Source organism: Ruegeria sp. CDSA089, assembly GCF_059612205.1.
On the sequence record NZ_JBXWQD010000012.1, the window covers coordinates 39508 to 65699 of the forward strand.

Annotated in this window: 24 protein-coding genes; 9 read left to right on the top strand and 15 right to left on the bottom strand. The window is 59.1% G+C overall.

What is annotated here, in order from left to right; translation table 11 throughout:
• Positions 1 to 104: 104 nt before the first annotated feature.
• Complete coding sequence (locus AC2FJ6_RS19495) at positions 105 to 1205, top strand: mandelate racemase/muconate lactonizing enzyme family protein (RefSeq protein ID WP_496669738.1); 1101 nt, start codon at positions 105 to 107, stop codon at positions 1203 to 1205.
• Between the two features lie 24 nt (positions 1206 to 1229).
• Here the strand turns inward: AC2FJ6_RS19495 and AC2FJ6_RS19500 are convergent, their stop codons facing one another.
• The 6 genes from AC2FJ6_RS19500 to AC2FJ6_RS19525 all read right to left on the bottom strand — a co-directional run bounded on the left by AC2FJ6_RS19500 (position 1230) and on the right by AC2FJ6_RS19525 (position 7438).
• Positions 1230 to 2093, bottom strand: a complete 864-nt coding sequence (locus AC2FJ6_RS19500; RefSeq protein ID WP_496669741.1) for a sugar phosphate isomerase/epimerase family protein — start codon at positions 2091 to 2093, stop codon at positions 1230 to 1232.
• 12 nt (positions 2094 to 2105) lie between these two features.
• Entirely contained in the window at positions 2106 to 2996 is an 891-nt protein-coding gene (locus AC2FJ6_RS19505) for an NAD(P)-dependent oxidoreductase (RefSeq protein ID WP_496669743.1), read from the bottom strand.
• Between the two features lie 200 nt (positions 2997 to 3196).
• Positions 3197 to 4378, bottom strand: coding sequence for a mannonate dehydratase (uxuA, locus tag AC2FJ6_RS19510; RefSeq protein WP_170770791.1), 1182 nt, complete (start codon positions 4376 to 4378; stop codon positions 3197 to 3199).
• Complete coding sequence (locus AC2FJ6_RS19515) at positions 4375 to 5427, bottom strand: Gfo/Idh/MocA family protein (RefSeq protein WP_496669745.1); 1053 nt, start codon at positions 5425 to 5427, stop codon at positions 4375 to 4377. Before AC2FJ6_RS19515 ends, uxuA begins: the two co-directional genes overlap by 4 nt.
• Positions 5424 to 6425, bottom strand: coding sequence for a Gfo/Idh/MocA family protein (locus AC2FJ6_RS19520; protein ID WP_170770795.1), 1002 nt, complete (start codon positions 6423 to 6425; stop codon positions 5424 to 5426). The genes AC2FJ6_RS19515 and AC2FJ6_RS19520 overlap by 4 nt, the downstream gene beginning before the upstream one ends.
• Positions 6422 to 7438, bottom strand: coding sequence for a Gfo/Idh/MocA family protein (locus tag AC2FJ6_RS19525; protein WP_170770797.1), 1017 nt, complete (start codon positions 7436 to 7438; stop codon positions 6422 to 6424). Before AC2FJ6_RS19525 ends, AC2FJ6_RS19520 begins: the two co-directional genes overlap by 4 nt.
• Before the next feature lie 123 nt (positions 7439 to 7561).
• On the opposite strand from AC2FJ6_RS19525, the gene uxaC reads away from it, so the two are divergent.
• Together uxaC and AC2FJ6_RS19535 are read left to right on the top strand one after the other, a co-directional pair.
• Complete coding sequence (gene uxaC, locus AC2FJ6_RS19530; protein WP_496669753.1) at positions 7562 to 8905, top strand: glucuronate isomerase; 1344 nt, start codon at positions 7562 to 7564, stop codon at positions 8903 to 8905.
• A 1-nt stretch (position 8906) separates the two neighbouring features.
• Positions 8907 to 10103 carry a mannitol dehydrogenase family protein gene (locus AC2FJ6_RS19535; RefSeq protein ID WP_170770799.1) on the top strand — a complete coding sequence of 399 codons (1197 nt, stop codon included), beginning with the start codon at positions 8907 to 8909 and terminating at the stop codon, positions 10101 to 10103.
• A 6-nt stretch (positions 10104 to 10109) separates the two neighbouring features.
• On the opposite strand, the gene AC2FJ6_RS19540 is transcribed toward AC2FJ6_RS19535, so the two are convergent.
• The 8 genes from AC2FJ6_RS19540 to AC2FJ6_RS19575 all read right to left on the bottom strand — a co-directional run bounded on the left by AC2FJ6_RS19540 (position 10110) and on the right by AC2FJ6_RS19575 (position 18719).
• Entirely contained in the window at positions 10110 to 10991 is an 882-nt protein-coding gene (locus AC2FJ6_RS19540; RefSeq protein WP_496669747.1) for a DMT family transporter, read from the bottom strand.
• Between the two features lie 3 nt (positions 10992 to 10994).
• Entirely contained in the window at positions 10995 to 11882 is an 888-nt protein-coding gene (locus AC2FJ6_RS19545; protein WP_170770803.1) for an NAD(P)-dependent oxidoreductase, read from the bottom strand.
• 62 nt (positions 11883 to 11944) lie between these two features.
• Positions 11945 to 12949: a Gfo/Idh/MocA family protein gene (locus tag AC2FJ6_RS19550; protein ID WP_170770805.1), complete on the bottom strand. Its 1005-nt coding sequence runs from the start codon at positions 12947 to 12949 to the stop codon at positions 11945 to 11947.
• 68 nt (positions 12950 to 13017) lie between these two features.
• Complete coding sequence (locus tag AC2FJ6_RS19555) at positions 13018 to 13965, bottom strand: phytanoyl-CoA dioxygenase family protein (protein WP_170770807.1); 948 nt, start codon at positions 13963 to 13965, stop codon at positions 13018 to 13020.
• Positions 13966 to 13975: 10 nt separating this feature from the next.
• On the bottom strand, positions 13976 to 15598 hold the full coding sequence (locus AC2FJ6_RS19560) for a TRAP transporter large permease (RefSeq protein ID WP_170770810.1): 1623 nt from the start codon (positions 15596 to 15598) through the stop codon (positions 13976 to 13978).
• Positions 15598 to 16440: a TRAP transporter small permease subunit gene (locus AC2FJ6_RS19565; RefSeq protein WP_237215826.1), complete on the bottom strand. Its 843-nt coding sequence runs from the start codon at positions 16438 to 16440 to the stop codon at positions 15598 to 15600. Before AC2FJ6_RS19565 ends, AC2FJ6_RS19560 begins: the two co-directional genes overlap by 1 nt.
• Before the next feature lie 16 nt (positions 16441 to 16456).
• On the bottom strand, positions 16457 to 17626 hold the full coding sequence (locus AC2FJ6_RS19570) for a mandelate racemase/muconate lactonizing enzyme family protein (RefSeq protein WP_496669751.1): 1170 nt from the start codon (positions 17624 to 17626) through the stop codon (positions 16457 to 16459).
• Positions 17627 to 17705: 79 nt separating this feature from the next.
• Positions 17706 to 18719: a TRAP transporter substrate-binding protein gene (locus AC2FJ6_RS19575; protein WP_170770814.1), complete on the bottom strand. Its 1014-nt coding sequence runs from the start codon at positions 18717 to 18719 to the stop codon at positions 17706 to 17708.
• Between the two features lie 194 nt (positions 18720 to 18913).
• On the opposite strand from AC2FJ6_RS19575, the gene AC2FJ6_RS19580 reads away from it, so the two are divergent.
• Positions 18914 to 19564, top strand: a complete 651-nt coding sequence (locus AC2FJ6_RS19580) for a GntR family transcriptional regulator (protein WP_170770816.1) — start codon at positions 18914 to 18916, stop codon at positions 19562 to 19564.
• Here AC2FJ6_RS19580 and denD read toward each other — a convergent pair.
• Complete coding sequence (gene denD, locus AC2FJ6_RS19585; RefSeq protein ID WP_170770818.1) at positions 19561 to 20529, bottom strand: D-erythronate dehydrogenase; 969 nt, start codon at positions 20527 to 20529, stop codon at positions 19561 to 19563. The two genes, AC2FJ6_RS19580 and denD, sit on opposite strands and share 4 nt — an antisense overlap.
• Positions 20530 to 21119: 590 nt before the next feature.
• Here denD and AC2FJ6_RS19590 point away from each other — a divergent pair.
• The 5 genes from AC2FJ6_RS19590 (at position 21120) to AC2FJ6_RS19610 (ending at position 26027) form a co-directional block, all read left to right on the top strand.
• Complete coding sequence (locus AC2FJ6_RS19590) at positions 21120 to 22919, top strand: IlvD/Edd family dehydratase (protein ID WP_170770821.1); 1800 nt, start codon at positions 21120 to 21122, stop codon at positions 22917 to 22919.
• A gap of 55 nt (positions 22920 to 22974) precedes the next feature.
• On the top strand, positions 22975 to 23898 hold the full coding sequence (locus tag AC2FJ6_RS19595; RefSeq protein ID WP_170770822.1) for a 2-hydroxyacid dehydrogenase: 924 nt from the start codon (positions 22975 to 22977) through the stop codon (positions 23896 to 23898).
• A 16-nt stretch (positions 23899 to 23914) separates the two neighbouring features.
• Entirely contained in the window at positions 23915 to 24505 is a 591-nt protein-coding gene (locus AC2FJ6_RS19600; protein ID WP_170770824.1) for a LysE family translocator, read from the top strand.
• A 121-nt stretch (positions 24506 to 24626) separates the two neighbouring features.
• Positions 24627 to 25445, top strand: a complete 819-nt coding sequence (locus AC2FJ6_RS19605; RefSeq protein ID WP_237217288.1) for a phytanoyl-CoA dioxygenase family protein — start codon at positions 24627 to 24629, stop codon at positions 25443 to 25445.
• A 72-nt stretch (positions 25446 to 25517) separates the two neighbouring features.
• On the top strand, positions 25518 to 26027 hold the full coding sequence (locus tag AC2FJ6_RS19610) for a redoxin domain-containing protein (protein WP_170770828.1): 510 nt from the start codon (positions 25518 to 25520) through the stop codon (positions 26025 to 26027).
• Positions 26028 to 26192: the final 165 nt, after the last annotated feature.

The window sequence follows — 26192 nt, forward strand, 5'->3', positions numbered from 1 at the left end:
TCAAAACGACACTAGGGCTTACTTACCGCTGATCTTGGGCTTTCTTTTTCCATTTACCCTCTTACAGTTTCCAAACATCGACACATCAAAAGAGGCCTTGGACCGTGGCACGTATCGAAAACCTCTCGGCGCGATTGTTCAATGTTCCGTTGACCGAGGTGCTGGTGGACGCAAAGCACGGCGATCACACGTTTTTCCAGCTGATCACTGTCACGATTCGAACTGATGATGGGGGCGAAGGAGTCGGCTACACCTATACCGGAGGCAAGGGCGGCCATGCCATTCTGGCAATGATTCAACATGACTTGGCTCCTTTTCTGATCGGACAGGACGCCGACCGGATAGAAGATCTGTATGACGCCATGCAGTGGCATGTGCATTACGTGGCGCGGGGCGGCATCGCCTCATTTGCGATCTCGGCCGTCGATATTGCGCTGTGGGACCAGCGGGGCAAACGCACCGGCGCACCGCTTTGGCAAATGGCCGGGGGTACAGCGGACCGCTGCAAGGCTTATGCGGGGGGGATCGACCTGAACTTCTCGCTCGACAAGTTGTTGCGCCAGACCGAGGGCTATCTGTCACGCGGGTTCAACGGGGTGAAGATCAAGGTCGGCCAGCCTGATCTGGCCGATGATCTGGCCCGCGCAAAAGCCGTGCGCGAGATGTTGGGGCCGGATCGGTTCCTTATGGTCGACGCGAATTATTCAATGACAGTGGATCAGGCAATCACCGCCGCCAAGGGTTTTGCCGAGCACGATATCCTGTGGTTCGAAGAACCCACGATTCCCGATGACTACAAAGGCTATGGCCGCATCGCTGACGCCACGGGCGTTCCGCTGGCCATGGGGGAAAACCTGCACACTATCCATGAGTTCGAATACGCCTTTGACGACGCCAAGCTCAGTTTCATCCAACCCGACGCGTCGAATTGCGGCGGCATCACCGGCTGGCTGCGGGTCGCGGCGCTGAGCGCGAAGCACAATATCCCGGTTTGCAGTCACGGAATGCAGGAGCTGCACGTCAGTCTTGTGTCCGCGCAACCCAACGCGGGTTGGCTTGAGGTTCATTCTTTTCCCATCGACCAGTACACGACCCGCCCTCTGGTCGTTGAAAACTGTCTGGCGGTGGCCCCGAATACGCCGGGCATCGGGGTCGAGTTTGATTGGGACAAGCTGAACGCCGAACATATGGAAGTGCCCGCGTAAGACACGCGGGCAAAGGTGCATGCGTTACGCAAACACTTCTTTGAACCGGTCCACGCACAAACGGAACCCGTCCTCGAAATTGCCATTGCCGGGGTGATAGACACTTTCGAAGGACACCACGCCATCATAGCCATCCGAGCGGAGCGCAGCGGCAATCGGGGCGAACAACTCGGCCAGCTGACCCTCGCCCATCCGGCGCACTTCGAGCATTGCGCGTGGCGTGTCCACCTTGACGTCCTTGATGTGGATATGGCCCAGATAGCCGCCGCGCAGCTCGTCATACCCGTCGGGATAGGCCAGTTCATGACACCAGCAGTTGTTGCCGGGGTCCCACAGGACCTTCAGCACATCTTTGGCGTCAAGATCGTCAATCAGCTTGCGCGCGGTGTAGTTCGAGTTGACCAGCGTACCGTTCCCGGTCTCGACAACCAGCGTCACGCCCTCGGCTTTAGCCAGTTCTATGGCAGGCGCGATCAGGGGCGGCATCGTATCCCAGACACCATGGGCAACGTTCCATTTCTCGGCCCCGTTTTTCCCCCACAGAATCTGTTCCTTCCTTTGGGTCATAATCCGTACCAGCGGAGAGCCGACGATATGCGCCATGTCGATCACCCGCTTCAGCGCGTCCATATGTTTGACATGTAGCGCGTCTCCGGGCCGGTTCGCGGCTGTCATACCCGCGAAGATATGGCGCGACAGGCATGAGACGGGTTTGCCCCGATCCCGCAACAGCGCATCAATCTCGGCAATCTCCTGCGGGCTGTGATCGCCCACTTCGGTATCGCCGACGAATTGAAGTTCAGCATAGTCCAGACCGAATTCATCCATAACATCGACCGCATGTTTCAGATCGCGGGAAATCCCGTCGCAAATAACTCCTAATTTCATGACGGGCCTCCTTTAGCGATGCAGTTCGGCGCCGATGATCTCTTCGATCACCCTTGTGCAGATCCAGTTGTCGCCATCGGGGTATTTCGTTTTCCCGGCGTGAAAGATCTGCATCGCAGACGCGGCGGTCTGCATCGGAACCCCAAGCTCTCCGGCCACGGCCAGCGATATGGTCAGGTCCTTGTGCATGGTGGCGATATGGCTGCCGGTGGCGACAAACTTGCGATCAATGATGTTTTCAAGCGCCGTGTTCACCACGCCGCAGCCCGCGCTGGAGGACGCGAACACGTCCAGCAGGGCCTGACCGCTGACACCAGCCTTGGCAGCAAGGGCCGCAGCCTCGAACGTGGCCGAAAAGATCGAGCCGATCAGCGATTGCAGACAGGCTTTGACGGTCTGTCCGTCGCCGGCATGTTCCCCCACCCGGTGAATGGTGCCGGAAACGGCCTGCATCACCTCGGCGTTCTGGTCCAGAACCTCGGGCGCGGCGGCGGCCATCATTGTCAACGTGCCATTCTGCGCGCCGGGAAACCCGCCCGAAACGGGTGTGTCGATCAGGTGAATGCCTGACCCTTCCATGTCCTGCGCAATGCCACGCGCCTCGGCGGGTGTGATCGTGGCCGACAGGATCACGGTTCCGCCCTTGGTCATGTTGGCCACCAACCCATCCTCGCCCAGAATGACGGCGCGGGCCTGATCTCCATTCATGACCATGACAAACACGCTGGCGGCGTGACGACCCACCTGACCCACGCTGTCCTTTGCCAACCCACCCATATCGGCAAACGCGGCCATGCGTGTTTCGCTCAGGTCAAAGCCCGAGGTTTCAAAGCCATTCTTGATCAGGTTCTTGGCCAGCCCGCTGCCCATATCCCCAAGACCGATTACGCCTGCGGTTTTCATTCGGAAACCTCCCGTTTTTCAGCCCTGTCGGAGCGGGCTGATGCTGTGAAAAAGATGCGTTCCTGCATCGGTTTTCGCGGGGGTTTCACGCGTCTTGCAAAAGACGTCGGGCGCGTCCCAAAGACACCCCGCTGCCCGGTTAGGTGCGATCAGTAAAAGGGGATTACTGCCGTCAGGCAAGCACTTAAATGCAGCACCGATCAGGTGAAGGCTTCCATCAGACCGCGCAGTTCGGCCAAGCCGCGCATCCGGCCGATCAAAGGGTAACCCGGCGTGCTGTGGCCACCCCGGTCAGACAGCAATTCCTGCCCATGATCAGGGCGCATCGGAATTTGCCAATCGCTGCGGCCTGCCTGTTTTCGTCGTTTCTGCTCGGCCATCAATTCCCGCACGGTGCCCGCCATGTCAGTGTCGCCTTCCAGATGCGCGGCCTCGTAGAAATCGGGTTTTTCTGTGTCCGATCCTGCAATTCGTTTCGTGTTGCGCAGATGCGCGAAGTGGATTTTGCTGCCATGCCTGCGGACAAATTCCGGCCCGTCGAAACTGGCCACCACGCCCAGCGATCCGGTGCACAGCGTCGCGCCGTTCGAAGGCAGGTCAACCGCGTCCAGAACGGCACCGTAGTCATCCACGCTGGACATCACACGCGGTAGCCCGAGCAGAGAAAACGGCGGATCGTCTGGGTGACAGCACAGGCGCAGACCAAGGTCCTGCGCGACCGGGGCGACCTCGGCCAGAAAGTCGACCAGGTTCGCGCGCAAGCGGGTGCGGTCAATGTCGCGGTAGGTGTCCAGCAGGGCGCGGACATCCTCGACGCTCCACTGGTCATTGGCGCCCGGTAGCCCGGCGGTGACATTGTGTTGTAGACGGGCTTTGGCGGTGTCGGACATTTCAACGAACCGTTCAGTGGCCGCGTGCTGGACAGGTTCCGAATAATCCTCGGACGCGCCGGGACGTTTCAGGATGTGGATGTCGAACGTGGCAAAATCAGCAAGATCGAACAGCATGGCAGAGCCGCCATGGGGTTGCGGCGCGCGCAGGGCGGTGCGCGTCCAATCGAGGATCGGCATAAAGTTATAGCACACCACCTCAATCCCGCGGGACGCCAGCGCGCGCAGGCTGGATTTATAAGCCTCAAGATGCGCCGCCATGTCCGTCGTCTGTGTCTTGATCGCCTCGGAGACGGGCAGGCTTTCGACCACGTCCCATTCAAAGCCAGCCTCGGCCAGCATGGCTTGCCGGTCGGCAATAGCGGGTACATCCCAAGGCTGACCGGGCGGGATGTGGTGCAAGGCGGTGACGATGCCCTGAACGCCCACCTGATGCAGATCGGACAGGGCAATCGGGTCTTCTGGGCCAAACCAGCGCCAGCATTGTTTCATGGCAGCCATCCTTCATAAAGCGGGTGATCGGGTGTGATGGGCAGTGCCACTCGCTGCCCACTGCGTGCCGCATGGTAGATCGCGGTGACAAGACTGACCGAGGCCGCACCTTCGGCAAGCGTCACCGCCGTGTTCGGCTGCCCGCGCAGGGCTTTGCTGATTTCTGCGAAAAACCCCTCAAATCCGGCGGGTTCCGTGGGTGCGCGGCTAAGCACGGTGTCGATGTCTTTCTGCCGGGCGGGGTCGCGGGCCGTGAAGGTCCATTTCGCCTGACCCGGCGCGTAAGGTTCGGTGCCCGAGGTTGCGGTCAGGTGTTCAAACACGATCCGCAGGCGTGTTTCGTCCGTTGCCGCGCCCAGAGTGATGTTGCTGGTGCACAACGCGCCCGATGTCATGGCAAAGCAGATGGCCGCGCAGTCTTCGGTTTCGATCGGGTTGACCCGCGTTGTCACCATCGCCGAAACCGACGCAATGTCACCCGCGATATGTGTCAGCAGGTCGTGGTTGTGGATCGCATGGCCCAGCACAGCCCCACCGCGCTCGCCCTCCCACGTTCCGCGCCAGCGGACAGCGTAGTAATCGGCCCCGCGCGACCAGTGCGTTTCAAGCGCGGCGGTCTGGACGGCGCCGGACAGACCTTCGTTCTGCAAGTGGCGGAGTTGCGAAAGGGCCGGGCCCCAGCGGTATTGAAAGACCGGGAACACCTGCTTGCCCGTGTTTCGCGCTGTTTCGATGATCTGGTCCACATCCCGCATCGAGGTGGCCAGAGGTTTCTCGCACACCACGTGCTTTCCGGCCTTCAGCGCGGCCAGCGTGATCGGCACATGCAGATGCGGCGGCAGGCAGATATCAATAAGGTCGATGGAGGGATCATCCAGTGCATCCTGAATCTCGGTCAGCGCCGCGAAATCAGCATCGCCCCTGATCTGTTCAATCCGGGCTGCATCCTTATCGACAACGGCGGCCGCGCGGAACCTATCGCCAAGCTGAGACAGCGCCGCCAGATGTTGCGCTCCGATACCCGCGCCGAGGATTGCGACATTGATCATGACGCCTCTGCCATTTCCTGCGCCCGCAGCGCCAGTTCCATGACCGTGAAGCAATGCGCCTGCGTCATCGCGGTTTCGGTGCGGTGTTGGATATCATGGGCCAGACGCGCGAAATACGGCAGGCCAGCGCCTGAGGCGTCGATCTTTTCACACCGCTCACCATTGACCAGAATCAGGTGATCTGTACCGGGTGCGCCGCCTACGTCCACATATTTACGCAGTTCGATATACCCCTCGGTTCCCAAGATCGTCAGCCGCCCATCACCCCAATTGGGCAGCGCATCGGGCGTGCACCAATCCACCCGGATATAGCCAGTGGCATGGGCGCTGCGCAGGCTCAGCTCTCCGAAATCCTGCAATTCGGGGTCGTCGGGATTGGCATAGTTGGCGACGAATGCGTTGGTGATCTGGGCCGTATCCGACCCAGTATAGTGCAGAAACTGATCAATCTGGTGCGAGGCGATATCAGCCAAAATCCCCCCGTACCGGTCGCGTTTGAAGAACCAGTCCGGTCGGGTGGGTTTGTTCAGGCGGTGCGGGCCCAACCCGATGGTCTGCACGACCCGCCCGATAGCCCCTGCCGAAACCAACTCGCTGGCGCGGGTGCTAACGGCGGTTTCGAACCGTTCCGAGAAATTAACCGACCATATGCGCCCGGTTTCGGCCACGGCCCGTTTGATCTGATCCAACTGTTCGAAGGATGTGCAGCCGGGCTTGTCGCTCATGACGTCCATGCCGTTTTGCATGGCCTTGACCGTCAGCGCCGCGCGGTCTGCCGGAATGGCCGAGACCAGGGCCAGATCGGCACCGCAGCCAAGCGCGTCCTCCAGGCGGTCAAACCGGGGGATGTCGGGGAACCGTTTGACATAGCCAGGCAGAGTGACGGGGTCTCCCTCCGTCCAATAGCCGACACAGACAACCCCCGCTTTGCGCATGTTTTCAGTCATGCCATATATATGGCGGTGATCCAGCCCAAGGGCGACGCAGGTCAGGCTCATGCGGATACTCTCGTTTTCAGGCCGGTTTCGCTGGCGATTTGCATCGCATCAATGACCGCATGGGTCAAAAGCGCGCTGCGGCCCGTGGCCATGGGCGGACGGCCCGTGCGGATCGCTTCGGCAAAATCTTCAATCACCGATTGGTGCCATTCATGGGTAAAGGCCATCGGATCGGCGCCACCCCCGGTCGTTGCCGTCTCGCCAAAGGTTGTCTGAGTTCCATCCATCGCGGTGATCGTCAATACGCCTGCGCCCAGATGCGCCTTGGCGCGGGTGCCTTGGATCGTGATGGTCTCGGCCATGCCCGGAAATGCGGCGGTGGTGGCCATCAAATTGCCGATAGCGCCGCTTTCAGTTTCGAATAAAGCACCGGCCCAATCCTCGGCCTCCAGATCATGCAGAGGCGTCTGCCGCATCATGGCCTGAACCGAGGTGATCGGCCCCAGCAGCCACATGGCCAGATCCAGCGTATGGATCGCCTGCGAGATCATCACACCACCGCCATCGCGCGCATAGGTGCCGCGCCCCGGCGCGTCATAGTAGCTTTGGTCACGCCACCACGGCACACAGATATCGACCGTCGCGATTGAGCCCAGCTCGCCTGCCTCCAAGGCCGCCTTCAGCGCAGCCGAGGCCGCTCGTGCGCGGTGTTGAAACACGATGCCCAGCGGCACCCCGGCAGTTTCGCACAGTTCGACGATCCGGGTGGCGGCTTGTAAATCCCGCTCAACCGGCTTTTCCATGAGAATAGGTTTACCTGCCGCTACAAGGGTTTGCACAAGTGACAAGCGCTGGTCCGGTGGGGTGGCGATGATTGCGAAATCGACGGATGGATCATTGGCGATCTCCTGAACCGATGCATAGGCCCGCGTGCCATGCCGGTTCGCAATTTGCGCGGTTTTTCCAGGGTCACGCCCCAGAACACCAGCCAGCGTCAAGCCGGGGTCCGATGCGGAGATCGCAGCAACATGGGTGCCCGCAACCATCCCCAAACCAATCAGCGCAATGTTCATTCTTCCCCCCGGTTCCTGGGATCAGTCTGAGGCTTTGTACCCGAAAGATGCAAGCCGTAAAAAATGTGTTAACTGTTCCTTGGGCAAAGCACGGAGGGGAAATTGACAGGCAATTTAAAGGGCATGGCAGAAGACCTGTATCTGGGCATCAAAGACCTGCCCATCGTGTCCCCGCACGGTCATTGCGACCCAAGCTGGTTCGCGCAGGATGCAGCCTTTCCCAACCCGGCCGAGCTGCTGGTGGTGCCCGATCACTATGTGTTCCGCATGCTCTATTCCCAAGGCGTTCCGCTAGAGCAACTGGGGGTGGGCCCAGCGGGGCGCGATGCGGACCCGCGTCAGGTGTTTCGCGCTTTTGCCACTCATTGGGACCTGTTTCTGGGCACCCCGTCGCGGATCTGGATCAGCTATGTTCTGCGGGAAACTCTGGGGGTTTCTCAAGATCTGTCGCCGGACACCGCCGATGCGATCTATGATCAGATTGCCGCCCGTCTGGCGCAGCCCGCGTTCCGGCCAAGGGCGCTCTTCCAACGGTTCGGGATCGAGGTTCTGGCCACCACGGACTCGGTTCTGGATGATCTGGCCCCTCACAAAGCGATCCGCGACAGCGGTTGGAGCGGGCGCGTTGTTCCAACTTTCCGCCCCGACGGGGTTCTGGATGGAGCGGACCCGGATTTCGTCCAGAACCTGACTGCACTGGGTGCGATGACCGGTTGTGATGTCGGTAGCTTCAGCGGCTATCTTGAAGCCCTGCGCCAGCGGCGTGCCGCGTTCATCGAACTGGGTTGCACGGCCACCGATCACGGGATCGAGAAAGTGCAGACCGAATGGCTGGACGATCCCGACCCGATCTATCAACGGTTGCGGCAGGGCGCAGGCAGCGCCGAGGATGCCCGGCGGTTCTATGGTCACATGCTGATCGAAATGGCGCAGATGTCGGTCGAGGACGGGCTGACCATGCAAATCCACGCGGGCAGCAGACGCAACACCAACCGCGCTGTGATGCAGGGCTTCGGGCGTGACAAAGGGGCAGACATTCCCATCGCGATGGATTGGGTGCACGGACTGGACGCGCTGCTGAACCGTGTTGGCAATTCGCCAAAGCTACGTATCATCCTGTTCACACTGGACGAGGGCACCTATGCCCGAGAGCTGGCCCCGATGGCGGGTCACTGGCCCTGTCTGCGCATTGGCCCGCCCTGGTGGTTCCATGACAGCCCTGCGGGGATCGCGCGCTATTTCGATCAAGTGGTGGAAACGGCAGGTTACTTCAATCTGGCCGGGTTCAACGACGACACCCGTGCCTTTCTGTCGATCCCGGCGCGCCACGACATGTGGCGGCGCGGCGTGGCGCTGCATCTGTCCCAGCAAATCGATCGTGGGTATTTCGGGATGGCCGACGCTGAACGGCTGGCGCAACTTTTGGCCACTGATCTGGCGCGGCAGGTCTACGGGCTGGAGCTATAGTATGGGGCTGATACTGCATTTCGGTCTCGGCAACTTCGCTCGTGCGCATTTGCTGGACTACACCGATCAGGCGCAGGGCTGGGATTTGGTCGGAGTCAGCTTGCGGTCTACAGCGATCCGGGACGGGTTGGCGCAGCAAGGGTTTGACTATGACCTGTGCGTGCAGGGTCAAGGTGTCCGGCGCATCCGGGTTCTGCGCGACGTTTTGGCCCTGCCCGATGACCGAGACGCGATTTTCCAGGCCATGGCTGAGGCAGATATCATCTCGGCCACAGTGACCGAGAAGGGCTATCATCTGGACAGCGCAGGTCGGTTGCAGTTGGACGATCCGGCCATCGCCTCTGATCTTGCAGGGCAAGGCCCGTCGACCCTGATCGGATTTCTGGCCTTCGGGCTTGCGGTGCGCGATAGCCCGGTATCGGTGCTGAGTTGTGACAATCGGGTGGGCAACGGCGACGCCCTGAAAACGGCCGTTGCCGATTTCGCCGCGGTCGCAGGGCTGGACCTGAACTGGGACAGACTGAGCTTTCCAAACGCGATGGTTGACCGGATCACTCCGGCGACCACGGATGCGGTGCGCGCCATCAGCGGCGATCCCATGGCCGTCCCGACCGAAGCGTTCTCGGAATGGGTGATCGAAGACAACTTCGCAGGCCCACGCCCCGACTGGCCGGGCGTGCAATTCGTCAAGGACGTCGCTCCGCACGAATTGCGCAAATTGCGAATGCTGAACGGTGCGCATTCGCTGCTGGCCTACGCGGGGTTGGGACGTGGGCTAACCTATGTGCATGAGGCGATCCGCGACCCTGTTCTGCGTCCGCTTGTACAGGATTTGATGGCCGATGCCGGAAGAACGCTGCCAGACGAGGTACAGGATCAGGTCCCAAACTATGCCGCCGCCTTGATTGCCCGGTTCGAGAACCCCGAACTCGCCCACCGACTGGATCAGATCGCGATGGATGGCAGCCAGAAACTGCCCTACAGGTTCATCCCCACCCTGCGCGAGACGGGATCAAAAGCGGTTGCCGAAGGGTTACGGGCATGGATTGCCTATTGTGTGTCAGAAACCGTCCAAGGACGCGCGCTGAACGATCCCTTGGCGGCAGACATCGCGCAGGCGACCCAGCAGGATGAGCCGGACAAAGCGCTGTTGCAGATCATAGGGGCGCAAGATGTGTTGGCTGCGGTGAGGGGATAAGGGCCGCTATCGCTTCTCCCGTTTCCAGATGATCAGCCCGGCGCCCATGATCAGCGCAGCCCCCGTCAGCGTGCTGGCGTCCGGCACGGTATCGAAGAACAGATAACCCAAGATCGCCATGTAGATTAGGAAGGAATAGGTAAAGGGCATTAACTGGTTGGCGGTGCCAAAGCGATGCGCGTTTGTCAGCAATTGGTGGCCGCCCCATCCGAAGACGCCCAGTCCGATCAGCACGATCATGCTCCACAGGTTTTCGGGCTGCATCCAGAACCACACCGCAAAGGGCAACAGGACAACTGTTCCAGTGAGGCCCAGATAGAACTGCATCGTATCAACCGACACGACCCCGGACAGCCGCCGGGTCATGATCGAATACAGCGCCAGGGCCGTCGCGTTGTAGACGATCAGTAACATGGTGGGGTGGAACACCGCGCCAAAGGGGCGGACGATCACCAATACGCCAACAAAGCCCAGAAGGATGGCAAACCACCGCCACGGCCCTACGGCTTCCTTCAGGACAAAGACCGACAGGAAACACACAATCACCGGGCTTGAGAACATGATCGCAGACACCGCTGTCAGCGGCAGGAACCGAAGGGCGTAGAAGTTGAACACCGTGGCCGAAATCAGCAGCAGAGCCCGGCTGATCAGTTGCCACGGATGATCGGTATGAAACCGGCTGGGCTGGAAGCCCCCCTTTGCGATGACACCCAGCGAGATCACAAAATGGCCCGCATAGCGCATGAACGCCAGTTGAAAGGCCGGAAATCCGGCGACGGCCAGCCATTTCGCCCCCAAATCGACAAAGGAAAACAGCAGCCACGCCAGAAGCATCAACACGATGCCCAGACGCGGCAAATCTGCGGTCGATCGGGCGGCGACGGTCATCGCCTAGGGTTTGAACCGGTTGACGTAATAGTCGACCATCTGGCTGACCATATCGTCCGCCTGACCAGTGTCGCGCGCATCGTTCAACGCGGCCAAGGTGCCTTGAGACATCACGCTGCTGACTCCCGCATCGCGCGCCATTTGGTCGTAATACCCGATATCCTTGGCAGCGTTCTTGATCGCAAAGGCCAGTTGGTTCGGGTCCTGATTAACGCCATAGGCGGTGACGAAATCCATCATCCCCGAATGCAGTGGCCCCGCAGCCATCACATCGTACAACTGCTTGCGATCCACCCCAGCCACATCGGCCATGGCGAAAGCCTCGGCCATGGCATTGGCCACGGTCATGCCGAAGAAGTTGTTGATCAGCTTGATCGTGTGCCCCGAGCCGACGGCTCCAAGGTGGAACACGTTCTCACCCAGATCTTCGAGCACAGGTTTTGCGGTGTCGAAAGCGGCCTGATCCCCCGAGGCCATGATGTTCAGCTTGCCCTCCAGCGCGTGTGAGGGCGTGCGCCCCAGCGGTGCGTCCAGATAGCTGCCCCCGGCGGCAGAGACCTCATCCGCGAGGGTCCGCGTGCTGCCGGGCAGCGAGGTGCCAAAGTCCACCACAATGCCGCCGGGCTTCAAACCCGCAATCACGCCGTTTTCCCCGCGCATCCGCGCCTCGACCTGATCCGAAGTGCCCATGCACAGCATCACGATGTCACTGGCAGCGGCCAGATCTTTTGCGTTTTGTGCCTCAACCGCGCCGCGGGCGATCGCAGCATCCAGATGGGTGCGATTGCGGTTGCCCAGAACCGTGACCGCATAGCCCATGTCCAGCAACCGGTTGACCATGGCCCCGCCCATCAGCCCGAGGCCAATAAATCCAACAGAAGGTTTGCTCATGCGAATTCCTTTCCATCAATTCGTCTTATGTGTCCCTGCGCCCATCCTTTGCGAGCGCGTGTTCAGGCCTGCACCGGCAAGCCCGCGTTCTGTTTCGCCAACGCTTCTTCAATCCGGGTGGCGACCGCAAGGGTACGCGCGGCGTCGGCCACATCAATCAGCGGAGCGGCCCCATCCATCACGCCTAGAAAATGATCCAACTGCGCGTCCAGCGGCACGCAGCTTTGGGCCGGTTTGTCGAACTCCACGCGCTCTGACGGGGTGCCCCAGTCCTTGCCCTGCCACAGGGTCAGCGACGGGAAACTGATGGCCCCTCTTGTGCCGGTGATCCACATCATGTCCTGATGGGTGGTGCCGATATTGGGATTCTCGCCGATCCCGGCCTCGAACCCCCAGGGGCTGGGCGCGGTATCGGCGAAGCTGATGGTTCCCGTCGCCCCGTTTTCAAATGCAAGCGCCACCGCGCCGCTTTCAATCCTGTCCGTCCCGCGCAGCGAAGCGCCTCGCAAGGCGGCAATCTCGCTAATCTCGCCGATGACAAAGCGTAAAACGTCGATGTCGTGGACAAGATTGATCATCACCGGGCTGCCGCCCGAGGTGCGCCAGTTCTGTTCGAAATAAGCGTCCGGCTTTCGCATCGCCCATAAAAGCGAGACATTGATGACCCGCCCGATGACGCCCTCGGCGATCTTGGCCTTAAGATGTTGAAGGACTTGGTGATAGCGGCGATGGTGGCCGACCAGACTGCGGACCTGAGCCTGTTCAAGGGCACGGGCCAACGCTTGCGCCTCGGCCACGGTGCCAGCAACCGGTTTCTCGATCAGCATGTGCCACCCGCGTGCTGCTGCCGCCATGCCATGCGCGGCGTGCAGATGGGTCGGGGTGGCGATGATGACGCCGTCCACATCGTCCTGAACGTCATCCATACTGGCGAACCGGGTTGCGTCCACACGGATCGACATGTCCGGGTCAGCAAGCCCCACAAGATGACAGCCCGGATGTTGCTTAACGGCTTGGATATGGCGAATGCCGATCAGCCCGCCGCCAACGACGAGGATACGTTTCACTGCGCTGCTCCTGTTGCGCACGGCGTGGAGCCGTTATCTGCCAGAACAGATGTCATGTCCGGTTTCCCTCATGCGCAGAACGGAGAGGTCGAGTCCCACCGATGAATGTCGATATGCGGCTGGGTGGCCAGACGCGCGCGGGCGGCCTCCCAGTTCGAGCGACAGACACGCCAGTCGTGCAATTCGCGGTCAGGGTTGACGCGGGACCGGGCCACGAAATCCGGGAAATGCCCGCGCCCTGTGGGTTGCCCCGTCGCGCTGTAGCGTATGTCGAAGGACCAGCGGAATTGATCCGTGGTGTTGACCAGCGAGGCATGTGGGGTCAGAGGGTGAAACAGGACGATGCCTCCGGCTGTGACCGGCAGGGGGACAGCGGTCGTCTCATCCACAAACCCGTCCGCGATCCCGGTCTGGGTGCGCGCGCAATGGGGCAGGATGTCCTGATCCGGGGCTTTGGCCTGCACTTGCAAACAGCCGTTTTCGACCGTCGCATCGTTCACCGCGATCCAAACAGTGACCATGTCGGTCTGGTCCGCATCCTCCAGCGCAACAGCCCGGTCCTGATGCCAGTCCGTTGCAGTAATATGCGCGCGGATTTCATCATTTGCCAGCTTCCGCGCCGGAGGTTTCAGGCGCACGTGCTGAATGGGGTTGCTGGTCAGTTCCGAGCCGATCAGTTGCTCGACCACGTCCAAAAGCGGCTTGGCGGTCATCATCTCGAACACGGCGGGTCCGATGTGAAAAGGCGTATCGGCCATGATCCGGTCGCCGGGCAGAGAAATATCCATGGGCTGGAAATAGTCGCACCGGGCCTCGTAAGCGGCCAGCAGCTTGCCCCAGAAATCCAGACCCTCGGGGCTGGGCACCAGACCTTGCGCGAACCAGTCCGCATAAAGCCCATCCAGCAGGGTCGAGTATTCGTCGATCACCCGGTTCAGAATGTCAGGCGGAATAACGTCTGGCACGACCAGATAGCCATCGGTTTCAAAACGTGAGATTTGCTCTTGCGTCAGCATGGGTCGATCCTCACAACAGGATTGCGATGATATTGGGCCAGATCAGCAGCACCGAAAGCGCCAGAATCTGGATGCCGATAAAGGGCAGGAAGCCGCGGAAGATATCAGTCAGGCTGATATGCGGCGGGGCCACCGATTTCAGATAGAACGCGGCCGGTCCAAAGGGCGGCGACAGGAAGCTGACCTGCATGTTCATACAGAACACCACGCCGAACCAGATCGCTACGTGATTTGGCTGCAGCTGGCCGATCAGGCCGATCTCTTCGATGGGCAGGCGCAGCACGATGGGCAGGAAGACCGGGATGATCAGCAAGACGATCCCGACCCAATCCATGAACGCGCCCATGAACAGCAGGATCAGCATCATCACCAGAATGACCAGCATCGGTGGCAATTCCTGACCCACGATCAGATCAGCCACATATTGCGGTCCGCCCGCGATGGTATAGGCCCCCGCCAGCGATGCGGCACCAATCGTGACCCAGATGATCGTACCGGTGGATTTCAGAGTGCGCATAAGACTGTCCCAGACCAGCTCGAACGAGCCTTCTCCGCGCAGGATGGCGATGATCAGAACAGCGAACGCGCCCATTCCGGCAGCCTCGGTGATACCGGTGATGCCGCCGTAGATCGAACCCAGAACCACGCCGATCACAACCATCGGTGCGACCAGCCCTTTGCCCATATGCCAGCCAACGCGCGCGCGCTCTTTGCCGAAGACGAAGAAGATCAGCAGCAGCGCAACAATGGTTATGCCTGCGAACCAGGGCAGGTAATCCGCCGTCCCGAACCGCGCGGGCTCACCCTGACTGGCGGCATTCGATCCTGACAGTTCGAAGAACGCGGCCCGGATGAACAGAACGGTGGAAAATCCGGCAACGACGATACACATGAACCCGGCGAACAGCTTGCGCTTTTCGGTCGGCTCGGGGTCGTTCGGGTCGGGTTCAGGCAAGGGGGCATCATCGGGTTTCAGCCGGGTGCGGATGATGATGTAGAGGATGATCATCGACGCCAGCATGAAGCCGGGGATGAAGGACGCGGTGAACAGCGACTTGATCGAGGTTTCGGTGATCAGACCATAGATGATCAACACGATTGACGGCGGGATCATCGTCCCCAACGAGCCCGACGCACAGATCACACCGATGGCGAGGTTCTGGTTATACCCCAGCCGCAACATCTGCGGCAGGGCGATCAGGCCCAGCAGAACGACCTCACCCCCGATAATCCCCGACATCGCCGCCATGATCACCGCCATGATCGAGGTGACGATGGCAATCCCGCCCCGCGTCCGCGACAACCAGATATTGAGCGAGGAATACATGTCCTTGGCGATCCCCGAGCGTTCCAGCAGAGAGGCCATGAAGATGAACAAGGGCACGGATATGAGCACGTAATCCGTTAAGAGCCCGTATATTTTCTGTGCCAGAATATAGAGCGGCCCCGTCCCCGGCCTGCCGGTCAGCAGCCCGTCGCCAAAGGAAAATGGGTTGAGCAGCAGGTTGGGCTCGAATTTCAGCACCAATACAAGAACCGCCAGCGAGGCCGAGGCCAGACCCAGCGGCATCCCGATGGCCAGCAAGACGATAAGTGCGACCATCAGGATCAGTGAGATTGTTCCAATATCCATCAGTCTTGCCCCACTGCTTTTTTCAGCATTTCAATCTCTTCTTCATCAGGTTCGTCAGTGTGAATCTCGGGTTCCTTGTTCCAATCCGAGATCAGGTTCACGACCGCCTGAAACGCCACCAGCGTAATGACGATCAGCACCATCGGTTGCAGGGTCGCCGGGATCGGCGGGTTGAAAGCCGAGCCGAACAGCTCCCATTTATACAACTTGTTGACGAAGACCTGTTTGTAGCTGCCATAGACAAGGAAGAAGGCGAAAAGCACGATCAGAACGGTCGAGATCGTGTCGAACACCCTTTGCAGCCATCGTGGCACGGCGTCGTATAGCAGGAAAATGCGGATGTGGCTGCGCTGTTGCATCCCGTAGTAGCCAGACATCAGGAAGACGAAGCTGGCGAACCACAGGGTCATTTCGTTGGCCCATTCTGTAGGTTTTTCCAGAATGTAGCGCAGGAAGACCTCGTACAGCATCACAATGGTCATGATGGCGATCATCATCATGGTGACGCGCCCGATGAACAGGGCAAATCGGTCGATGGCGCTGAGCCCGCCATACTCCATTGCAGCCGGGCGCACGGTTCGGGCACCGATCACCGCAAGTATCGGTGTCAGGATCAGCGCGAGCATGTCAAAGATGTCGATATGTCCGCCGAAGATGCCAGCGGCATTTGGCGTGATGTCGGCGCGCAGGTAAATCTCCTGCACCTGAGATTTCAGGGATTCCGAAGTGTAGGGCAGCCAATCCAGCAGAAAGGCAGGCAGGTGCCAGACCAGCCAACTGGCCGTTCCGACAAATGCCAAGGGTATCAGCCATTCAATAATTCCACCCGTGGATTTCTGCATTTCCTGCCCCCTGTCGTTATGTCCTGGCCCGGAAGTGATCTATGAAGTCGTGGTCGGGCTCGACGCCGATGCCCGGCCCGGTCGGAACCGCGACACGGCCTGCGTTAGCTTTGACCTGACCCTGAATGTCCAAAGGAACGTTCAGCAGATCGTCCCGGAATTTGTTGTCCGTGGTGTCAAACTCCAGCATCGGCTCCCACGGGTGCAGGCCGCCCGGCATCGGCGGCATTGCTGCCAGCAGATGCAGGTTCGTGGATACGGCAATTGCGCTGCCCCAAACGTGATTGACGACCGGAGTGAAATGGGCGTGGCACAAGGCCAGAATCCGCAGATACTCGGATACGCCACCCAAGGCGCAAACCTCGGGCTGGGCGATATCCAAGCCACGGCTTTCCAGCAGAGTGCGCCACGACCACCGATTGAACACCGCCTCGCCCCCAGCGATGTTGGTTTTCAGCCTTTTGCGCAACTCGCGGTATCCATCGGTATCCTCGGGCGCGACAGGCTCTTCGAACCAATAGGCTCCAAGCTCGTCCAGAGCGCGTCCCACATAGAACGCATCCGACGTGGTATAGGCATGGTTGGCATCGACCATGAACCGGAAATCGTCGCCGACACCGCGCCGCACGGCCTGACATAGCTTGACGTCTGGTTCGGGGCCAAAGCCGGTTTTCATCTTGGTGGCGACAAAGCCCATCTCTTTGATCGCGGCGGCCTCGTCCGTAAAGCGGCGCGCCAGATCATCGACGGGTTCATCGCGCAGCATCATACCGTAGCCATAACAGGGGACCGAGTTGCGATGCGCCCCACCAATCAGCTTGTGCAGCGGCAGGCCCGCCACTTTGCCAGCGATATCCCAAAGAGCGATATCCACACCCGAAAGGGCCTGAAGGGGCATGCCACCCTGCCCATGATCTCGCAGAAGGTTGTAGACCTTGTGCCAGATCACGTCGCGGTCCATCGGATCCGATCCCAGCACAATGGGCTGGATCACCTGTTCGACAATGGTTTTGTTGGCAAGAGCGACCGTACCGGGGCCGAAACACTCGCCCCATCCGGTAACGCCTTCGTCGGTCTGAACTTCGACCAGATGCGCGCTGCGCTTGTCGTAATATTGCTGCGAATAGCCCAAAACCTCGGGCATGTCGTAGCGCAGGACGTGACTAATGATCTTGGTGATTTTCATTCGACATACGTCCCTGAGAAAGGTCCGGAAAGGCCACGGATCGCAGCCTTTCCGAAGGATCGTCTCAGCATGACGCCGATTATTTCATCGCACCCATGTCTTTCAGGAACGCAATGTGGCTTTCCAACAGCGCCTTGGCTTCGGGCGTGGTGGCAAACTCGGTCCAGCCAACCTGAACGGCATCGCGGTAAGCGGCCAGATCTTCCGGGGTCCATTCATACAGCTGGATACCCTGAGCGCGCAGGTCTTTGGCGGTTTGCGCGTTCTGCACCTCGTTGATCGTGGCGTTGTGCAGGGCCAGGCTGTCCATCGCGACCTCGATGATCTTGCGATGATGCGCGGGCATGGATTCCCAGACATCCTTGCGGCAGGCCAGGTGATCCGCTGGCATCGAGTGGAAGCCCGGGAAGTTGGTGTGACCCGCGATCTCATACAGACCCAGACCCACATTGTTGGTCAGGTTCGCCGCGTCAGCGCCGTCGATGATGCCGGTTTCCAGCGCCGTGAAGATCTCGTTAAAGTCCATCACGATGGGCGAGGCACCCAGCTCGGCGAACACTTTCGTGGCCAGACCCGGAGGAGAACGGAATTTCCAATCCTTGAAGTCTTCGACCGTTGCGATCGGTTTGGTCGAGGACAGCGATTCCGGTCCCGGAATCCACCAGCCGACGAATTCCATGTCATAGCCGTTATACAGCTCGTTCAGCGCATCGCGGCCACCGCCATGCAGCAGCCATGCCATCTGCTGATAGGGGTTCTGATAGCCACCCAGCAGATCGCCTGCGAATTGGAATGCGGGGTTCTTACCGGTCTGATAGCCGCCACCCGTCATATCGCAATCCAGAATGCCCGTTGCGGCGGCGTCGAATGTCTCGACCGATTTGACGACGGACGAGGAATAGAACATCTCGACCTCGATCTCACCGTTGGACATTTCGGTGATGTCCTCGATGAACTTGGCCGCCATCTTGCCCGACAGCTGTTCCGGCGAGAAATGGGTTTGAATGCGCAGTTTTGTGGTTTCGGCAGCGGCGAATGTCGCGGCCATGGTCGTGGCTACGGCCACAGCGGCCGCGGTCGTCAATAATTTCATATTGTCCTCCCAGACGTTGAGCGTGGCGTGCTGAAGGTTTCTAAGCCCTCTCTTGAACGACGCTGCCTGACGTTAGGACGCCGAATCGCATGCGACAAGTAAAATGTGAAATTGAGCGTAATTTCGAGATTATTGCCCAAAAACGAAATTAGGGATAGGAAGAGCGAAGGGTAACGTTCAGGATAACTCTTTCGATGACCGCTGAAGTCGATATTTATCAAGATCTTAAGGTGCGGCTGATCTCGAACGGATTCGAACACGGGGCCAAGCTTCGGGCGGAAGACTTGCGGAAAGAATACAAATGTTCGGCCAGTTCGGTCCGTGAAGCCCTGTTCCGGCTTGCTGCTGTGGGCCTTGCAGATTTTCAGGAACAACGCGGGTTCCGCGTGCCGCAACGCGCGCCCCAGAAGTTGATCGAACTGACCCACGTCCGCATTCTGCTGGAAGCAGAGGGAACCGCATTGTCGATCCAAAACGGCGGCGTCGATTGGGAGGCACGCCTAACCGCAGCTCATCACAAACTAAGTCACATCGAAAGGCGCATCCGCGACAAAGACGATCCGAGTGACCTGATCGATATCTGGTTCGCCGCTGAGAAAGAGTTTCATGAAACTCTGATTTCAGCCTGCGGATCGGAGACGCTGAAACAAATGCATGGACGCGTCTATGCGCAATTCCGGCAACAATTGATGGTCGCGGATCGCCGATTCGAGTTCATTTCGATGAATATCGAACATCACGCCAATATTCTTGAGGCTGCTCTTTCAGGCGACCCGAAGCTGACCCAACAGAAAATACACGACCACCTGAAACGGCACCTGACCGGCGAAACGCTGGACGCTTAGAAATTCAGGTCATCTTCCAGATAAATTCGGATGATCTCTTCAAAACTGGATTCGGCCCTGAAACCAAGATTCAGCGCGCGGTCGGTTTGAAAGTCGCGTGGCCAGTTCTTGACAATGGCTTCGATGGCCGGGTCCGGCACGTGTTTGATCCTGTCCACGGCCTCCTGCCCTGCCACATTGCGCAGCGCCTCGATCTGTTCGGCGACCGTGCAACTGATGCCGGGCATATTCAGCGCATGGCGGCCCTCCAAAAGTCGGGTATCCAGATCGGCAGCATGAGTCAGGAACTGGGCCGCTGACCGAGGGCTGGCGTGCCAGTGGCGCACGGTATCGGCCACCGGCAGGATCGCCTCGGCACCGTTCAGCGGCTCTCGGATAATGCCCGAGAAGAACGATGAGGCCGCAGCATTGGCCTTGCCGGGGCGCACGCACAGGGTCGGCAGGCGCAGCGACAGGCCGTCGATATACCCTTTGCGGCTGAAATCTGTAATCAACAACTCGGACACCGCTTTCTGCGCGCCATAGCTGGTCAAAGGTGCCGACAGGAATTCGTCGTCGATCTTGTCCGGGAAGGGCGCCCCAAATACGGCGATGGAAGAGGCAAATACAAACCTAGGCCGGTATTCCCCTTCAGATGCGTCATGTTCAACTTTCAGAGCGTTCAGTAGCGCCCATGTGGCCATCAGATTGACATCCCAACCCAAGGCGAAATCCGTTTCCGCCTGACCTGACACAATAGCTGCGAGGTGAAACACTAAATCAGGCCGACGGGCCGCCAAATCCTGTGCTGTGCCCATCGCAGCAATATCGCCTGCTATCTGCGTGCCAACGACCCCGTTGGGCGGAAAGGATTGATCGAACAGCGTAAGTTCGACGTCAGAGCAAAAAACCTGCTCGTTCCGGATGCGCTGCGCCAGTTTCTGGCCCAACATTCCGCCGCCACCTATGATCAGTATCTTTTTCACGTGATACCCCCGTTCCGTTGCTTTAGTTTCTTAGACAAAGCCACGTGATCCAATGCGGCCTCATCCTTTTCTTCAATCAAGTTGTCAAAACAGCCGCACGGTGATCAGAGCACGTGGCGATTTTTGCGCTTTTCCCAGTGACGGTCCGGGCCGCGGAATCTACCAGAAACAATTGGTTTTCCTCCAAGGGCCGTACCATTCCGGTCAGCTGTTCCAGATTGTCTGACGAATAGAGCCCAGCACCCTGACCCCAAGCTGGGACGCGATTGATCCTTGCTTCATTCGCCAGTTCCTTTTGGAGCGCCTGCCCGGCGCTCTATTGTCACATTTCCCGGCGCGGCAAATGATAGCGCTAATAATTCTTACTTTGAGGTCTTTTTGGCACTATTAAGATTGAAAATCCACTTTCGATTCGTCTTCATAATCTCGAAATCATGGAAAGTTTCGAAAAGGGTTCAAATCAAACCAACCCGATAGTGCTAGCTGCGAAAGCGCTGGCACCGGGCACGCAATTCGGTTTGCGGTATTTTGCGCGCAGAAATCGCAATGACCACAAACCAAACCGATCTAAAGGACAGGGAATTCGGCCGATGACAAAAAAGATAAACAAAGAAGACCTGCGATCGCGCAAATGGTTCATGAACTCCGAAAACCTTGAGATGACAGCGCTGTATCTTGAGCGGTACCTGAATTACGGCCTAACGCGGGAAGAGCTTCAATCCGGCAAGCCCATCATCGGGATCGCCCAGACCGGCAGTGACCTGAGCCCCTGTAACCGCCATCACATTGAGCTGTCTAAACGTGTCCGCGACGGCATCATTGCGGCCGGCGGCACCTGTATCGAAATCCCTGTTCACCCGATTCAAGAAACGGGCAAGCGGCCCACGGCCTCTCTGGATCGCAATCTCGCCTATCTGTCGCTGGTCGAGAGCCTCTATGGCTACCCGCTGGATGGAGTGGTTCTGAATATCGGCTGTGACAAGACCACCCCGGCGCTGTTGATGGCGGCCGCAACGGTGAACATTCCCGCCATCGCCCTGTCGGTCGGCCCGATGCTGAACGGTTGGTGGAAGGGCAAGCGCGCCGGATCCGGCACCGTGATCTGGTCCGCGCGCGAAGACTTGGCGGCGGGCAATATCGACACCGATGAGTTCATGGATATCGCCGCCGCCGCCGCCCCGTCCGTTGGCTATTGCAACACCATGGGCACCGCGACGACGATGAACTCTTTGGCCGAGGCGCTGGGGATGCAATTGCCCGGATCAGCAGCCATCCCGGCCCCTTATCGTGAACGTGGCCAGATCAGCTATGAAACCGGGCGTCGGATCGTCGAAATGGTATGGGAGGATCTACGCCCCAGCGATGTCATGACCCGCGAAGCCTTTGAAAACGCCATCGTCGTGAACTCGGCCATCGGCGGCTCGACCAACGCTCCGATCCACCTGAACGCGGTTGCCCGCCATTTGGGTGTGCCGCTGGACAATGACGACTGGCAGAATTTGGGCCATGACGTGCCTCTGCTGGTCAACCTTCAGCCAGCAGGTGAGTATCTGGGCGAAGACTACCAACATGCGGGCGGTGTTCCCGCCGTCATTGGTGAATTGATCGCCGCCGACATGCTGCCGCACCCCAATGCGGTGACGGCCAATGGCAAGACGATGGGCGAAAACTGCGCGGCACGCCGGTCGTTGAACGATGACGTCATCAAGCCGGTCAGCGCTCCGATCAAGGAACAGGCCGGGTTCATCAACCTGTCGGGCAATTTGTTCGAGAGTGCGATCATGAAGACCTCGGTCATTTCGCCCGCCTTTCACAAGGCGTATCTGTCGAACCCCGACGACCCCAACGCGTTCGAAGGGCGCGCGGTCGTCTTTGATGGCCCCGAGGATTTCCACCACCGCATTGACGATCCATCCGAGAATATCGACGCCAATTGTATCCTGATCATGCGCGGGGCTGGCCCCAAGGGATATCCGGGCGCGGCCGAGGTGGTGAATATGCGACCGCCGTCCTACCTGTTGAAACAGGGTATCGAAGCGCTTCCCTGCATCGGCGACGGGCGGCAATCGGGCACTTCGGGTAGCCCCTCGATCCTGAACGCGGCGCCCGAAGCGGCGGCAGGTGGGGGCTTGGCTCTGGTCCAGAACGGCGACCGCCTGCGCATTGATTTGGGCAAAGGCACGGCCGACATGCTGGTGCCGCTGAACGAGCTGCACGAACGCGCCCGCGCGCTAGAGGCCAATGGCGGATATGAAATGCCTCCCCATCAGTCACCGTGGCAGGAAATCTTCCGCGAAAAAGTGGATCAACTGGATCGGGGGATGATCCTGAAAGGGGCCGAAAACTACCGCGATATCGCCCGCAAATTCACCCCGCGCGACAATCACTGACACCTCTCGGCGGGGCGCAAACCCCGCCCATTTACAGATAAAAAGGTGCGCCACGATGCCCGACCTCCTGCAAATCGGAAATATCACCGAGCGGATGCAATCCCGCCTGTCTCCGGCCTTCAACATTCATCAGTTGGATCAATACGAAGCCGCAGACATCACACATGTCATCACAAACGGGCATGCCGGCATCCCGACCGATCTGATGACGTCTTTGCCAAACCTCAAGGCGATCAGCGTCTATGGCGTCGGCTACGACGCGGTTGATGCCAAGACTGCCGCGCAGCTGGGTATTGTCGTAACCCACACCCCCAATGTGCTGAATGACGAGGTCGCCACAACCGCTGTTCTGCTGATGCTGTCCTGCTACCGCGAACTGGTGCGCGACGATGCCTATGTCCGGTCTGGCCGATGGGAGACTGAGGGCAACGCGCCTTTGACCCGTTCGGCTGATCGTCAAAAGGTCGGCATTCTGGGTCTGGGCCGCATCGGTCAGGCGATTGCGGACAAACTGGCCCCTTGGTCGCCCGAAATCTCTTATCATTCACGCAGCCAAAAGGATGTACCTTATCAGTATTTCGGCTCCTTGGTGGATATGGCCGCGCATGTGGACGTTTTGATCTGCATCACGCCGGGTGGGCCCGCGACGAACAAGTTGGTCAATGCCGAGGTGCTGAAAGCCTTGGGCCCGGCAGGCACGCTGATTAACGTCAGCCGAGGCTCGGTTGTGGACGAAACGGCCCTGATCGAGGCGCTGCAACAGGGCGATCTGGGCTGGGCCGGGCTGGACGTCTTCGAGAAAGAGCCCCACGTGCCCCAGGCCCTGCGTGATTTGCCAAATGTCGCGCTGCTGCCCCATGCCGGAAGCGCAACGGTTGAAACTCGTGCGGCCATGGGCGACCTGACGGTCGACAATTTGCTGCAACACTTGCAGGATGGATCGGTATTGACGCCCGTTCCGGAATGCAAGGACCTATAGCGGGCCACTCTGGCGCATGATCGAATTCGTCATTGCGGTGTTCTTTCTGTTGATCACGCCCGGTCCGGGCGTGCTGACAACGGCGGGGATCGGGTCGGCCTTTGGGTTTCGTGCTGGCTTTGCGTTTGTCGCCGGGTTGATGCTGGGCGGGTTCATCAACATGCTGCTGGTGATCTCGGGCGTTGCCGCTGTGGCCTTGGCTGTGCCCTTCCTGAGGACAGTGCTGCTGGTCGCGTCGGTGAGCTATCTGGTGTTTCTGGCATGGCGCATCGCAAGTGCCGGGTCGCGTGTGGGATTTGCGCCTGCTGCGACGCCGCTTGGGTTTCTGAACGGGCTGACGCTGCAATTCATCAACCCTAAAGCCTATGTCGTCAGCACTGCGCTGTTTTCCGGGTTCGCCTTTTTGCCCGACGCCCCGATCTGGGAGGCAGTGATCAAGATCATCCTATTCAACCTGATCTGGGTGCCCGTGCACCTGATCTGGCTCAGCGCCGGGGCGAAACTTGGCAGTTTGGATATCAGCGAGACGTGGCACCGTCGGATAAACCTGGCAATGGCAGCCTCGTTGCTGGCGGTGGTTGGGATCGCCCTGGTTTCGGCCGTCTGAATGCGACCGGTGTCTTGGGATACGCCATGCAAATGCGGCCTGCGGGCACCCGCTTTGGACAAATTTACTTGGTTGAAGGAATGATATTTGGTCAAGTGATCCGAGACAGAACAGGATGACAATGCGAAACGAAACTCTCGACATACGCGGTGACTATGAAAAGAACGGATATGTTTCGCCGCTGGATATTCTGACCCCAAGCGAAGCGCAAAGGTTGCGCGACGACTTCGAAAGGGCCGAAGACGCAGTTTCGGGCGACAGCCAGCGACTGAAACTGCTGTATTCCTATCCAGATCGGCTGATACCCTCTTTTGATGCGTTATTGCGCCATCCTAATGTGATTGCTGCAGTCTCGCCTGTTCTGGGCCCCGATCTCATGGTCTGGAGCGGCGCCCTATTCGTTAAAGAAGCGCGGTCGCCCAAAATTGTCTCGTGGCATCAGGACCTGACATATTGGGGTTTGGACGATGCACAGGAAGTCACCTGTTGGGTAGCCCTCTCAGAGGCGTCCGAGCAAAGCGGCTGTATGCGGTTTGTTCCCGGCAGCCACCAGAACCGTATCGTCCCACATGTGGACACTTTCGATGAGAACAACCTGCTGTCGCGCGGACAGGAGATAGCGGTGAATGTCGACGATGCCGACACGGTTGCCGCCGCGTTGCACGCTGGTCAGGCCTCGATCCACCACGGCCATCTGTTTCACGCTTCGGGCCCCAACCAAACAGATGATCGCCGGATCGGCGCCGCCCTTCGTTTCATCAAACCGTCGATGAAACAAAAGAATGGCGCGCGTACTTTGGTCGCGCTGGTTTCAGGCCAGGATGAATTCGGACATTTCGAAATTGCGGCCGCACCACGGGGGTTTCTGCATGAAGACGACTTTGCCTTATGCCAGCAGGATGCCGACAGAAAGAAGGAAATCCTGTTTGAAGGCGTCTAAAACCGGGCAGGAAGGCCACCGTTTTCGCTGGGGTGAATCTTACAAGGCGTACAATGTGAGGGGGAAAATAAAATGACAAAACCAAATGTTGGCAAACAGGTTACTCCGACAAGTTTTGCACATGTGGATGGCGGTACACGGGCGATTGGCACAGCAACCGATCGTTGGACAATGTTGTTTGTCTATCGCGGCCGGCATTGTCCTCGCTGCAAACGCTATTTGAACAAGTTAAATGCACGGTTGGCCGATTGGACCGATCGGATGAATGTCATTGTGGTCTCGGCCGATCCTCTGGAAAAGGCTTTGGCAGACCGCGATGAGTTCCGATGGAATTTCGATCTGTGTTATGGGCTTACAGTCCCGCAAATGCGCGATCTGGGCCTGTATGTTTCTGAACCCCTGTCCGAGGCGGAAACCTCGGTTATGTTTGCCGAGCCTGGGACATTCGCAATCCGACCAGATGGCAGTTTAATGCTTGTAGATATTTCAAACGGTCCGGCAGCACGCCCCGATCTGGAGGAGCTATTGGACGGAATGATCTTCAACATCGACAATGACCGTCCCGTCAGAGGCACCGCGTAACCGCGATCTCAAGTGACCCATCAGGGTGGTCAAATTCTCTTTTTTTAGTCCTCGCGTCCAAGGGCCCAGTCCGTCAAGTCTGTCCATGGCTCTTCCCGCGGGGGTGGTGAGAACGCGCCGCTCTCCGAGCCTGCGTTTTCACCGGTGCGACTACACCCGAACCTG